We start from the raw sequence: 12,793 nt of genomic DNA, 5'->3' as shown, positions 1-12,793 counted from the left end.
GTCCGCCACATTCTGCGACCGACGGCACTGGGGATGTCGTGGGCGGTTCGTAGATGAGGGAGGGCCGGATCGTGCTCCGTATTCATTTCACTCCCCGTGATCTGGCCCGGGTCACGGTCGCCACCCATCCCGCCCCGCTGTGGGAGGTGCTGCTCAGTCTGCACATGCACGCGCACCGCGGGGAGGCACTGGCCCGGCACGGCGTGGACCGGCTGCTCTCCGCACTGCACCCGCGGGTCCGGTGGGTGGCCCCGGTGCTGCAGGTGCTCGACATGAACGACCGAGACCTGTACCTCGATGGCAGGGGGATCGAGTTACAGCCGTCGGCGTTCTGCTGGCAGGTGCCGACGAAGCTGAGGGACCCAGAGCTCAAACCGGTTCTGGTGTACCCGATCCAGCATGCGCCCGGCATCCTGCGGCAGGCGTCGATGGAGTCCGCGCCGATGAGTGACCCCCTGGGCTCACTCCTCGGCTCGACCCGGGCCGCGGCGCTGGAGGCCGCGGTGTCCGGGTGTACGACGACGGAGCTGCCCGGGTGACGGCCTAGACCCTGCCCCGCCGCACGCTGGACGCCGACTGGCACCGCCCCGCCCGTCGGCCCAGCGTGCCGGCCGGTCTCAGAGCTTGTAGTCCTCGAGCAGCCGGCGGCCGATGATCATCCGCTGGATGTCCGCCGTACCTTCGCCGATCAGCAGCATCGGCGCCTCCCGGTACAGCCGCTCGATCTCGTACTCCTTGGAGAACCCGTAGCCCCCGTGGATCCGGAACGAGTCCTCCACCACCTGCGAGCAGTACTCGCTGGCCAGGTACTTCGCCACGCCGGCCTCGAAGTCGTTGCGCGAGCCGCTGTCCTTCTTCCGCGCCGCCTTCACCATCAGCTCGTGCGCCGCCTCGACCTTGACCGCCATGTCGGCCAGCCGGAACAGCACCGCCTGGTGCTCGGCGATCTTCTTGCCGAAGGTCTCCCGCTGTTGCGCGTACGAGATCCCCAGCTCGAACGCCCGCCGCGCCACCCCACACCCGCGGGCGGCGACGTTCACCCGGCCGACCTCGACGCCGTCCATCATCTGGTAGAAGCCCTTGCCCGGTACGCCGCCGAGGATCTGGCCGGCGTCGATCCGGTAGCCGTCGAAGACCAGCTCGGTGGTGTCGACGCCCTTGTAACCCATCTTCTCGATCTTGCCGGGGATCGTGAGGCCCTTGTCCACCTCACCGAACCCGGGCTCCTTCTCGACCAGGAACGTGGTCATGTTCTTGTAGACCGAGTCCTGCCCCTCGTCGGTCTTCACGAGTACGGCGACCAGGTTCGACGAGCCGCCGTTCGTCAGCCACATCTTCTGGCCGTTGACGACGTACGCGTCACCGTCCTTGACCGCCTTGGTCTTGATCGCGGCCACGTCCGAGCCGCAGCCGGGCTCGGACATCGAGAACGCGCCGCGGACCTCACCGGTCGCCATCCGGGGCAGGTACTTCTGCTTCTGCTCGTCGGTGCCGTGCTGGAGCAGCATGTACGCGACGATGAAGTGAGTGTTGATGATGCCGGACACGCTCATCCAGCCGCGGGCGATCTCCTCGACACACAGTGCGTAGGTGAGCAGCGATTCGCCGAGTCCGCCGTACTCCTCCGGGATCATCAGGCCGAACAGGCCGAGTTCCTTGAGGCCCTCGACGATCTCGGTCGGGTACTCGTCGCGGTGCTCGAGCTCGGTGGCGACCGGGAGGATCTCCGCCTCGACGAACGCGCGGACCGTCTTCAGGATCTCCTCCTGGATGTCGGTCAGCCCGTCGGTCTGCTGCAACCTGCTCATCCCCGGCTCCTTCGGTCAGCCTGCATCGATTGGGGTTGGCCTTACCCGCGAGTATCGCGGTTCTCAGCATCCCGGCACGAGGGTGACACCCGCTGTGACACCGGCCACCTACCGAAGGTCGCGTGGCTCACTCGTTGTTGTTGCCGTCCGGCCGGGGCAACGTGCTGCTGACGACGGAGAACAAGGCGGCGATCTGCGGGGTGGCCTGCCACCGGTGGTGCTGTTGCGCCTCGATCAGCCGCTGCCGGGCGGAGTAGAAGTGCTTGGCCGCGGAGTCGGTGTCACCGTGGTCCAGCGCCTCCGCGGCCTGGTCGAGCTCGCGTGCGGCGTCCCGCGGAGCCCTGCTCCGGCTTCCCTGCTGGGTCGCCCGCACCTGCGCGGCCAGCGTTCGCAACGACTGCACCAGCGCCGCCTGCGGGTTCTGGTGCTGCGTTTCCGTCGGAGTCGGCTTGGGCGTCGGCTTCTTGGACGGAGTCTTCGACGGCGTCGGTGTGGGCTTCGGAGTCGTCTTGGGCGCGGCCACCTTCTGCACCGGTGCGGACGGTGTCCCACCAGCCTGCGCCGGCGGGTCGTTCGTCACGCCCTCACGCAGCAGCAGTCCCCCGGAGATCGCAGCGAGCACGACCGCCGCGGCCACACCCACCTTGACCAACGGGAACTGTCGCCGCGGCGCCCGGTGCGTGCCGGTCTCGGCCGGCTCGTCTTCCCAGGTGCCCACGCCGATCACGTCTTCCGGCGCTGCAGCGGGTGTGAAGGCCAGCACCTGCGTTTGGGCGGACGGCGTGAGCAGCCGGGCCACATCGGCCGCAGACGACGGGCGGTCCGCCGGCTCCTTGGCCAGCAGGTGAGTGATGAGGTTGGCCAGCTCCGGCGGTACGTCGGTACGCGTCACAGGCGGCGGGGGTGCGTCGAGGTGCTGGCGCATCACCGCGTCGGCGGTCGGGCCCGTGAAGGGCGGCGTACCGGCGAGGAGCTCGTGGAGCACGCAGCCGAAGGAGTACCAGTCGCTGGCGGGGGTAGCGGGCCCGCCACGGACCTGCTCCGGCGACACGTACGACGCCGTACCGAGCAGGACGCCCAGTGCGGTCGTCTCGTTGCCCGCGCGCTTGGCGATGCCGAAGTCGGTGATCTTGAGCGTGCCGTCCGGGGCCAGCAGCAGGTTCGCCGGCTTCACGTCGCGGTGGATGATCCCGGCAGCGTGAGCGGCGTCCAGAGCCCGTGCACCCTGGGTGGCGATGTCGGTGACCAGCTCTGCCGTCGGCAGGCCCGCAGTACGCATCAGCTGGGCCAGATCCGGACCGGAAACGAGTTCCATCACCAGGAAGACGTGTTCGCCCTCGTTGCCGACGTCGTACGTCGCAACGACGTTCGGGTGCGTCAGCCGTGCGGCCGACTGGGCCTCTGCCCGGAACCGCTCGACCGCGTCCATCGGGTCGCCTTCGAGCCGGCGCAGCAGCTTGACCGCCACCTGGCGGGCGAGAACCGTGTCCTCGGCCTGCCAGACCTCACCGGCACCACCCCTGCCCAGCAGGGTCAGCAATCGGTAGCGCCCTGCCAGTATCTCGCCGTTCACACACCACACCTTCCGCAGCGGACCGCAACACCTTAGGCAACGCATGCGCTTGAGAGCGAGTTCTGGACCGAAAGCTTGCAGAACCTCTGCACAGAGCAACCGAAGTACTACCGTGAGCAGATGAAGCGATCACTCACCGCCCTGATCGCGGCCACCCTGGTCGCCGCGACGCTGACCACGACCACAGCCTCCGCCGCGCCCACAGGTCATCCGCGGCCGGTGACGAAGTGCGAGTTCACGCCGACGCCGGAGAACCCGGCGGCCAAGCCGGTGCGGATCCCGTCCGCGACGGCTCGCGCCAAGGGCACGGTCGACGTGTACTTCCTGACCAACTACGGACCGTTCGTGGTCCGGATGGACCGCGCCAACGCGCCCTGCGGCGTACACAACTTCGTCCACCTGGTGAAGAGCCGGTTCTACGACCGCACGCAGTGCTTCCGGCTGACGAACTCGTCCCGGCTGGGCGTCCTGCAGTGCGGTGACATCTACCGTCAGGAGGAAGGCGGACCGGGGTACAAGTTCCCCGACGAGGTCACCGGCCAGGAGACGTACCCGCGCGGAACTGTTGCCTACGGCAACCAGGGACCGGGGACCAACGGGTCCGAGTTCTTCGTGGTGCACTCGTTCGCCAACATCGCCCCGAACTACACCGTTCTCGGCCACGTGATCGCCGGTATGTCCACCTTCGACCGGATGGTCGCGGCCGGCATCGCCGACCCCGACCAGGACGGGCCCCCGGTCAAGCCGATCCGGATCTACAAGGTCTGGACCTTCTGAGGGGGAGGGTAATTCGGTGTCGTCGGCGCTAGCTTGAGGTCGTGGGTACACGTGGACGGCCGCGGCATCCCGACGTACTGACGCCCGCCGAGTGGCAGGTGGTGGACGCGGTGCGGCACGGGATGCCGAACCGGGAGATTGCGCGGCGGCGGGGAGTCAGCGTCGACGCGGTGAAGTTCCACGTCGCCAACGCGCTGATGAAGCTCGGCCTGGAGCGCCGGGCCGAGCTCCGGACCTGGCGCGGCGTACCCGCCGACAGCGCCCTGCGACGACAAGGAGTGCCGGACATGGCTGTGCAGCTAGGTGCGATCGGGCAGATCGCGCGCCCGGTGAGCGACATTCAGACCGCAGTCGACTTCTACGGGAAGGTCCTGGGGCTGCGGCATCTCTACACGTTCGGGGATCTGGCGTTCTTCGACTGCGGTGGGACGCGGTTGTTCCTCAGCGCGAACGACGGCCCGGCCGGCGACCCGTCGATCCTCTACTTCCAGGTGGACGACATCCAGACGGCGTACGACGAACTGCGCGGACGCGGCGTGGAATTCGAGAACGCGCCGCACCTGATCCACAAGCACGACAACGGGGTCGAGGAATGGATGGCGTTCTTCCCCGACCCCGACGGTCACCTGCTGGCGATCATGGCTCAGGTCGGTTAGTCGGCCGGTGGTTGCCAGACGTCGGTGCGGGTCATGCCGGCGGCGCGGCCCTTGGCGGAGATGACGAGGGCCATCTTGCGGGACGCCTCGTCGATCATCTCGTCGCCGAGCATCACCGCGCCGCGGGCGCCGCCGGCCGCGGAGGTGTAGTGGTCGTAGGCGTCGAGGATGTTCTCGGAGTGGTCGTAGTCCTGCTGGCGCGGGGAGTAGACCTCGTTGGCGGCGGCGATCTGGTCGGGGTGCAGGACCCACTTGCCGTCGAAGCCGAGCGCGGCCGAGCGGCCCGCGACGCGGCGGAAACCGTCCACGTCCTTGATCTGCAGGTACGGACCGTCGATCGCTTGCTTCCCATGTGCGCGGGCGGCCATCAGGATCTGCATCAGGATGTAGTGGTACGCGTCGCCGACGTCGTACCCGGGCGGCTGCTCGCCGACCACCAGCGACTTCATGTTGATCGACGCCATGAAGTCGGCCGGCCCGAAGATGATCGTCTCCACCCGCGGCGAGGCGGTGGCGATCGCGTTCACATTGATCAGGCCGAGCGCGTTCTCGATCTGCGCCTCGATGCCGATCCGGCCCGGCTCGTACCCGTGCACCTTCTCCAACTGGGTCAGCAGCAGGTCGAGCGCGACCACCTGCTCGGCGGTCTGCACCTTCGGCAGCATGATGCAGTCCAGGTTCGCGCCGGCGCCGGAGACGACCTCGATCACGTCCGCGTAGGTCCACTCCGTGGTCCAGTCGTTCACCCGGACGACGCGGACCTTGCTCCCCCAGCCGCCCTCGTTCAGCGCGGCGACGATGTTCTTGCGCGCGTCCACCTTGGCGATCGGCGCGACCGAGTCCTCCAGATCGAGGAACACCTGGTCGGCATCGAGTCCCTTCGCCTTGGCCAGGAACCGCGGGTTCGACCCGGGAGTCGCCAGACACGACCGCCTGCTGCGCAAGACCTGCTCCGCCATCACCGTGTCCCTCTCGTCGGTTACTCACCGGTCACCCGCAGCGTACGGCGAAAGCCTCGCGCCGCGCCCGGTGACATCGCTCACTGTGACAGTCTGGTCCCGTGACGACCGAGGAGGCTGTGACCGAGATCGCGGCCGTGATGAAGAAGGCCGGACTGGTCTGGCTGTCGTGGAACGGCGGCCGGCCGGCCCCCGCGTGGTTCGCCACGGTCGACGGCCAGTACGTCGTACTCGCGGATGCGGCCGACAGCGCCGAGCAGCCACTGCCCGGACTGGCCACGGCCGGCTCGGCGGAGGTCGTCGTACCGGCCAAGCCGGCCACCAACCGGCTGGCGAGCTGGAAGGCGACGGTACGACGACTGGACCCGGGCAGCGAGGAGTGGACGGCCGCGGCCCAGGTGCTGCGGACAGAGCGGCTGAACGCGGCCGGTCTGGACACTCAGCTCGAGCGCTGGAAGACGGAGGCCGATCTGCTCGTCCTGGAGCCCACTGGGGAGATCACCGAGGCAGTCGGCCGGTACGACGACCGTCCGCGGGCCGAGGCACCAGTGGGCACGACGGCCACAACGAGAGGCAAGGCGCCGATCACTCTGCACCGCCGCATCCGCCGCCGCCCTCGCCTCAGCTGAGTTCAGGGTGCGGCGGGTTAGCCTTCGAGCATGAGCGGATCACCGTCGCGCGTCTACGTGGCCCGGCTGACTGGTCTCCCGGTGTACGACCCGAACGGGGATCAGGTCGGCAAGGTCCGCGACGTCGTGGCGATGATGCGCCAGGGCAACCAACCGCCACGGGTACTCGGGCTGGTGATCGAGGTGTTCACCAGGCGCCGGATCTTCCTGCCGATGACCCGGGTGACGTCCGTGGACGTCGGACACGTGGTCACGACCGGTCTGGTCAACATGCGGCGCTTCGAGCAGCGTCAGACCGAGGTGCTGGTGCTGGGCGAACTGCTGGACCGCACTGTCACCATCCGCGAGACCGGTACGACCGCAGTGGTGTTCGACATGGCCATGGAGCAGTGGCGGACCCGGGACTGGGTGCTGTCGAAGGTTGCGGTGCGGGAGGGCGCCAAACGGTTCCGGCGGCGCGGACAGACGCACGTACTCGACTGGAGTGACGTCGAGGGCTTCGCACAGATCGAGGAGGGGCAGGGCGCGACGCACATCCTGGCGGCGTTCGAGTCGATGAAGGCCGCCGACCTGGCCGGCGTCCTGCACGACCTGTCGCCCAAGCGACGCAAGGAGATCGCGGCCGCGCTGAACGACGAGCGCCTGGCCGACGTCCTGGAGGAGCTGCCCGACGACGACCAGGTGGAGATCCTGGCGGGTCTGGACACCGAGCGCGCCGCGGACGTGCTCGAGGAGATGTCACCGGACGACGCTGCCGACCTGATCGCCGAACTGCCGACGGAAACCGCGGAGCGGCTGCTGACGCTGATGGAGCCGGACGAAGCCGAGGACGTACGGCGACTGCTGACCTATGAGGAGCGAACGGCCGGCGGACTGATGACCTCGGAGCCGGTCATCCTGTCGGCCGACGCCACAGTGGCGGACGCACTCGCCCATGTGCGGAACGCGGAGCTCAGTCCGGCGCTGGCCGCGATGATCTATGTCTGCCGGCCACCGCTGGAGACTCCGACCGGACGGTTCATCGGTGTCGGTCATATCCAGCGGCTGCTCCGCGAACGACCGTCCGAGCTGGTGACCGCCGTACTGGACACCGATCTGGACGGACTGCGGCCGGACGACAGCCTGACCGCGGTCAGCAAGTACCTGGCGACGTACAACCTGGTCGCGGCACCGGTGCTCGACGACGAGGGCCGGCTGCTCGGCGCGGTCACCGTCGACGACGTGCTCGATCATCTGCTGCCCGACGACTGGCGCGACGAACCGGACCGTGAGCAAGAACAGCAGGAGGTGGACCACGATGCCCCGTGACGACCGTAGCTCCGACGACCGCCGCCTGCTCCGGAGCACCAACCGCCTGGACATCCCCCGCGAGCTGCGCCGCACGATCGTCCGGCGGAATGCCTACGACGCGGACGCGTTCGGGCGGTTGTCGGAGCGGATCGCCCGCTTCCTCGGCACCGGGCGGTTCCTGGTCTACATGACCGCGACGATCCTGTTCTGGGTCGTCTGGAACATCTTCGCGCCGGGGAACTGGCGGTTCGACGAGTACCCGTTCATCTTCCTCACCCTGGCGCTCAGCCTGCAGGCGTCGTACGCCGCTCCGCTCATCCTGCTCGCGCAGAACCGGCAGGAGGCGCGCGACCGGGTCGAGTACGAGCGCGACCGCGATGTCGACGCCCGGACCCGCGCCGACATGGAGTTCCTGGCCCGGGAGATGGCGTCGCTGCGGATGGCCGTCGGCGAGGTCGCGACCCGGGACTTCCTGCGCTCCGAACTCCGCTCGCTGCTGGCCGATCTGGACCTGAAGAGCCGTGAGGACGACCGGGTTTGAGCCCTTCGGACCCGAGCTACGCTCGTTGTCAGGTGAGGAAGGACGTGGGATGAAGACTCGATTTGCGCCTGACCGTGGGCTGTCCAGCCGGATGATCATCACGAGCTTCTTGCTCGGCTTGCTGTACGTCGGTTTCGTGGCGCTGCTGATCGCGCTGACGAAGAGCGCCGTACTGGCGATCGTGATCGCGGGCGGCGCACTGTTCGCGCAGTACTGGTTCTCCGACCGGATCGCTCTGTATGCGATGCACGGACGGATCGTCACCCCGGAGGAGGCTCCGCAGCTGCACGGCGCGATCGACCGGCTGTGCGCGCTGGCCGACATGCCGAAGCCGCGGGTCGCCATCGCCGACGTCGACCTGCCGAACGCGTTCGCCACCGGCCGCAACCCGAACAAGGCGGTCGTCTGCGTGACGACCGGCATCATGCGCCGCCTGGACGCCGACGAACTCGAGGGCGTGCTGTCGCACGAGCTCTCGCACGTCGCGCACCGGGACGTCGCCGTGATGACGATCGCGTCGTTCCTCGGCGTGCTCGCCGGCCTGATCACCCGCTTCGGCCTGTACGGCGGCCTCGGCCGGGGCAACCGGGACCAGAACGCCGCGCTGGTCATGCTGACCATCATCGCGGTCTCGATCGCCGTCTACGCGATCTCGTTCGTGCTCACCCGGGCACTGTCGCGGTACCGCGAGCTCGCGGCGGACCGAGCCGGCGCGATGCTGACCGGGAGACCGTCCGCACTGGCGTCCGCGCTGACGAAGATCAGTGGGGACATCGCGCGGATACCGTCGCGGGACCTGCGCCAGGCGGAGGCGTTCAACGCGTTCTTCTTCGCGCCGGCGATCTCCGGCAAGGCCGGGAGCCTGTCGTCGCTGTTCTCCACGCACCCGCCGCTCGAGAAGCGACTCGACCGGCTCGGTGTGCTGTCGCGTGAGCTGGGCGAGCAGGCCTAGCGACATACCCTCGACCTATGGGCCTTCTCGACATCCTGCTCGGCCGGAGCAAAGCCGTCCCGCCGAACCTCGATCAGCTGTTCTCGCTTCCGTCGGCCGCGATCACCCTGGAGACCGCGGCCGGCTTCCGTCCGACCGGAAGCGGTTCGGTCTGCTTCAAGGCGGCCGAAGGCGGTGGCTTCTCGACGCTGCGCGAGGAGGTCGACAAGCTGCTCGCCCTCGACGACGGCAAGTTCACCAGCCACACGGACTCCTTCGGCTTCACCTGGCTGGTCCGCCAGACCACTCCCGACAACATCGAGGGCCTCGTCACCGATCTGCACGGCGTGAACACGTCCCTGGTCGACGCCGGCTTCGGCTCCGCTCTGCTCTGCACCCTGGTCGCCTTCACCAACGGCAGCCAGTCACTCGGCCTGGTCTACCTGTACAAACGCGGCTCCTGGTACCCGTTCGCCCCCACCGGCCAGGACCGCCGCGACAACGCCGCCGAACTCCAGATCAAGTCCCTCCTGGCCACCGACCTCCGCCTCGAACAAGACCTGGCCCGCTGGTTCCCCGTCTACGGTGCCCCTGGCCTGTGAGGTAAGGGTCGCCTTCCTGGAGGTACGTCACACGGACGGTGGTCGGGCGGGTTCGGGGGAGCACGTAGCCTTGGGGTATGGCTCCCACTGCTGATCAGGTGACCACGGCGCTCGGTGGTGTGCTGGATCCGGAGATCAAAAAGCCGATCACCGATCTGGGCATGGTCGAGTCCGTCGTCGTGCGAGAAGACGGCGTGGTCGCCGTACGGATCCTGCTGACCGTCGCCGGCTGTCCGATGAAGGACACGCTCCGGCGCGACACCACGGCCGCGGTCAGCAAACTCGACGGCGTCACCGGGGTCGAGATCGACCTCGGCGTGATGTCGGCCGAGCAGCGGGCGGCGCTGCAGACGCAGTTGCGGGGCGGCGTGGCGGAGAAGGAGATCCCGTTCTCCCGGCCGGACTCGCTGACCAACGTGTTCGCGATCGCGTCCGGCAAGGGCGGCGTGGGCAAGTCGTCGGTGACGGTCAACCTTGCGGTCGCGCTGGCCCAGCAGGGACTCTCGGTCGGCGTCCTGGACGCCGACATCTACGGGCACTCGGTGCCAGCCATGTTCGGCGTCGCGGACGAGCGGCCGACTGCCGTGGACGACATGATCATGCCGGTGCCCGCGCACGGCGTGAAGGTGATCTCGATCGGCATGCTGAAGCCGAAGCGGGACCAGGTGGTCGCGTGGCGCGGCCCGATCCTGGACCGCGCGCTGGTGCAGATGCTGGCGGACGTCTACTGGGGCGACCTCGACGTACTCCTGCTCGACCTGCCGCCGGGCACCGGCGACATCGCGATCTCGGTCGGCCAGCGGCTGACCAGCGCCGAGGTGATCGTGGTGACGACGCCGCAGGAGGCCGCCGCCGAGGTGGCCGAGCGGGCCGGCACGATGGCGCAGATGGTGCACCAGCGGGTCGCGGGCGTGGTCGAGAACATGTCGTACCTGCCCTGCCCGCACTGTGGTCCCGAGCACCGGATCGAGATCTTCGGCTCCGGCGGCGGGACGCGGGTCGCGGAGACACTGTCCGCACGGCTTGGCTACAACATCCCCCTGCTCGGCGAGATCCCGCTGGACGAGCGCCTGCGCAGTGGTGGCGACCTGGGCAACCCGCTGGTCGCCGCTGATCCGGAGACCCCGGCCGCGCAGATCCTGGACCAGATCGCCGCGAAGCTCGGCGGCCGCCCCCGCGGCCTCCTCGGCCGCCAACTCGGCCTGTCCCCCGTCGGCCGCTGACCCTGCCTGTTGTCGAGACCCTGCGGGGTTGTTGACTGGCCGGATGCCGATTCCTGCTGAGCATCCGGTCCTGACCGACGGCGTGGTCACGCTGCGGGCTCCCCGACCCGACGACCTGCAAGGCCAGATCGACCGCCAACGCGAGGACCCGGGCCGCGGTTTCAACGAGGACGACGCGCGGCGCTGGATCGGCTACGGCATCGTCGAAGCCTGGGCGAAGCGCGAGCGGCTCCTCTTCATCGTCGAGTACAAGGGCCGGTACGCCGGTTCCGCCGCGCTGGAGCCGGACAGCAACGGCAACGCACGCATCCACTACAGCCTGTCGGAATGGGCTCGAGGCGCCGGCGTGGCGAGCCGGGCGGTGCGGCTGCTGCTGGAGTTCGGCTTCACCACCTGCGGGTTTCACGTCGTCCACTGGTGGGCGCGGGTCGGCAACTGGCCGTCGCGGCGGGTCGCCTGGGCGACCGGGTTCCACCTCGGTGAGACGATCCCCGCGCTGGCCGAGGAAAGCGGCCGCCGGGTCGATGCATGGACGGCCTGGATCGGGCCGAACGATCCCCGCAGGCCGCGACAGCCGTGGTACGAGCACCCGATCCTGGAGACGTCACGGTTGCGGCTGCGCACCTGGCGTGAAGACGAGATCCCGCGGATCACGACCGCTCGCACCAACCAGGCGACCGCTCACTTCCTGCCGTTCATCCCGCAGCCGTTCACCGCGGAGGACGCGCGGTTCTGGTTGAGGGACATGGCCGAGCAGGCCGCCGCCGGCCGCAGGTTCAACTGGTGTGTGGCCGATGCCGAGACGGACCAGGGTCTGGGCAACCTCACCCTGTTCGGGATCCATCGCGACCAGGTGCGGGACGGCGAGCTCGGCTACTGGTTGCATCCCGACGCGCAGGGCCGGGGCGTGATGGCCGAGGCTGTCGCGCGGGTTGCGCAGTGGTACTTCGCCGCGGAGGACGCCGGCGGCTTCGGCGGCCGGAGGCTGTTCATCCGCACGGCCGCCAGCAACACAGCCGCCCGCCGCACCGCCGAGAAGGCGGGCTTCCAACTGACCGGCACCGAACGCGAAGCCTTCCCCCTCTCCACCCACCTCGACGGCAAAGTCACCTACGACCTACTGGCCGCCGACCTCTCCAGCTGAAGACCAGATGGTGCGTAGGGGTGTCAGGCCGTCTTCGACGTAGTCGGCGATCGGGTGGTCGCCGCCCTCGACGTACCACTGCTCCAGAGCGGCGAAGTAGCCGAAGACCAAGGCGTTCGCGGCCACACGGGCCTGGGTCTCGGTGAACTCACCGGTGCGCGCCATCAGAGGCGCGATGCGTTGGCCGGCGCGGTCCAGGGCGGCGCAGGCGGCCATCCGGACCGATGGCTCCTGGAAGAAGTAGCGCACCCGGCGCCAGGGGCTCCGCTCGGCCCGTGAGGTCTCACTGTCGTCAGGTGCCGCTTCGTACCTGAGCACGATCTGCACCAGGCTGCCGACGGGATCCTTGAGATCGAGGATCTCCTCCAGCGCCTCCTGGCTCATGGTGTCGAACTCGTCGGCGACCAGGATCCCCTCCTTGGTGCCGAAGTAGCGGTAGACCGACGACGGCGAGACCTCGGCCGCGGCGGCGATCTCCTCGATCGTGACCGCGGCGAAACCACGCTCGTCGAACAGGTCGAGCGCGCACTCCTGGATGGTGCGCCGCGCCTTCACACGCCAGCGTTCCCGCAGTCCGGTAGCCATAGCGGCACCCTAAGAGACAGTCCCACGCTTCAGCAAGTCACTGTCTAAAACTCTTGACGCTGAGAGAGACGCGTT

The 12,793-nt window shown here is 68.7% G+C and carries 14 protein-coding genes; 10 read left to right on the top strand and 4 right to left on the bottom strand.

Going from position 1 to position 12,793, the window contains the following annotated elements:
• Positions 1-53: 53 nt before the first annotated feature.
• A complete protein-coding gene (locus ACXC9Q_RS34000) occupies positions 54-539 on the top strand; it encodes a hypothetical protein (RefSeq protein WP_457060752.1) in 486 nt (161 codons plus the stop codon).
• A 78-nt stretch (positions 540-617) separates the two neighbouring features.
• Here the strand turns inward: ACXC9Q_RS34000 and ACXC9Q_RS33995 are convergent, their stop codons facing one another.
• The gene (locus ACXC9Q_RS33995) at positions 618-1,808 is read right to left on the bottom strand and encodes an acyl-CoA dehydrogenase family protein (RefSeq protein WP_457060751.1); all 1,191 of its coding nucleotides are present in this window, start codon (positions 1,806-1,808) and stop codon (positions 618-620) included.
• A gap of 127 nt (positions 1,809-1,935) precedes the next feature.
• Positions 1,936-3,381: a serine/threonine-protein kinase gene (locus tag ACXC9Q_RS33990; protein ID WP_457060750.1), complete on the bottom strand. Its 1,446-nt coding sequence runs from the start codon at positions 3,379-3,381 to the stop codon at positions 1,936-1,938.
• A 120-nt stretch (positions 3,382-3,501) separates the two neighbouring features.
• Here ACXC9Q_RS33990 and ACXC9Q_RS33985 point away from each other — a divergent pair, with 120 nt between their 5' ends.
• Entirely contained in the window at positions 3,502-4,158 is a 657-nt protein-coding gene (locus ACXC9Q_RS33985) for a peptidylprolyl isomerase (RefSeq protein ID WP_329481122.1), read from the top strand.
• Positions 4,159-4,199: 41 nt separating this feature from the next.
• Positions 4,200-4,814 (top strand): VOC family protein, encoded by a 615-nt coding sequence (locus tag ACXC9Q_RS33980; RefSeq protein WP_457060749.1) that lies wholly within the window; start codon positions 4,200-4,202, stop codon positions 4,812-4,814.
• Here the strand turns inward: ACXC9Q_RS33980 and ACXC9Q_RS33975 are convergent.
• Positions 4,811-5,773 carry an HpcH/HpaI aldolase/citrate lyase family protein gene (locus tag ACXC9Q_RS33975; RefSeq protein ID WP_457060748.1) on the bottom strand — a complete coding sequence of 321 codons (963 nt, stop codon included), beginning with the start codon at positions 5,771-5,773 and terminating at the stop codon, positions 4,811-4,813. The two genes, ACXC9Q_RS33980 and ACXC9Q_RS33975, sit on opposite strands and share 4 nt — an antisense overlap.
• Before the next feature lie 101 nt (positions 5,774-5,874).
• Between ACXC9Q_RS33975 and ACXC9Q_RS33970 the strand changes: the two genes are divergently transcribed.
• The 7 genes from ACXC9Q_RS33970 (at position 5,875) to ACXC9Q_RS33940 (ending at position 12,133) form a co-directional block, all read left to right on the top strand.
• Entirely contained in the window at positions 5,875-6,402 is a 528-nt protein-coding gene (locus tag ACXC9Q_RS33970; RefSeq protein ID WP_457060747.1) for a hypothetical protein, read from the top strand.
• Positions 6,403-6,432: 30 nt separating this feature from the next.
• Positions 6,433-7,710, top strand: coding sequence for a magnesium transporter MgtE N-terminal domain-containing protein (locus tag ACXC9Q_RS33965; RefSeq protein WP_457060746.1), 1,278 nt, complete (start codon positions 6,433-6,435; stop codon positions 7,708-7,710).
• Positions 7,700-8,233 carry a DUF1003 domain-containing protein gene (locus ACXC9Q_RS33960; protein ID WP_457060745.1) on the top strand — a complete coding sequence of 178 codons (534 nt, stop codon included), beginning with the start codon at positions 7,700-7,702 and terminating at the stop codon, positions 8,231-8,233. The genes ACXC9Q_RS33965 and ACXC9Q_RS33960 overlap by 11 nt, the downstream gene beginning before the upstream one ends.
• 49 nt (positions 8,234-8,282) lie before the next feature.
• Positions 8,283-9,185, top strand: coding sequence for a zinc metalloprotease HtpX (gene htpX / locus ACXC9Q_RS33955; protein ID WP_329481132.1), 903 nt, complete (start codon positions 8,283-8,285; stop codon positions 9,183-9,185).
• A 17-nt stretch (positions 9,186-9,202) separates the two neighbouring features.
• On the top strand, positions 9,203-9,766 hold the full coding sequence (pspAB, locus tag ACXC9Q_RS33950) for a PspA-associated protein PspAB (protein ID WP_457060744.1): 564 nt from the start codon (positions 9,203-9,205) through the stop codon (positions 9,764-9,766).
• A gap of 77 nt (positions 9,767-9,843) precedes the next feature.
• Positions 9,844-10,989 (top strand): Mrp/NBP35 family ATP-binding protein, encoded by a 1,146-nt coding sequence (locus ACXC9Q_RS33945; protein WP_457060743.1) that lies wholly within the window; start codon positions 9,844-9,846, stop codon positions 10,987-10,989.
• Positions 10,990-11,032: 43 nt separating this feature from the next.
• Positions 11,033-12,133, top strand: coding sequence for a GNAT family N-acetyltransferase (locus ACXC9Q_RS33940; protein WP_457060742.1), 1,101 nt, complete (start codon positions 11,033-11,035; stop codon positions 12,131-12,133).
• Here the strand turns inward: ACXC9Q_RS33940 and ACXC9Q_RS33935 are convergent.
• Complete coding sequence (locus ACXC9Q_RS33935; protein WP_457060741.1) at positions 12,107-12,718, bottom strand: TetR/AcrR family transcriptional regulator; 612 nt, start codon at positions 12,716-12,718, stop codon at positions 12,107-12,109. The two genes, ACXC9Q_RS33940 and ACXC9Q_RS33935, sit on opposite strands and share 27 nt — an antisense overlap.
• Positions 12,719-12,793: the final 75 nt, after the last annotated feature.

Source organism: Kribbella sp. CWNU-51 (genome assembly GCF_054073265.1).
This window is presented reverse-complemented; position numbering and strand designations above follow the sequence as displayed.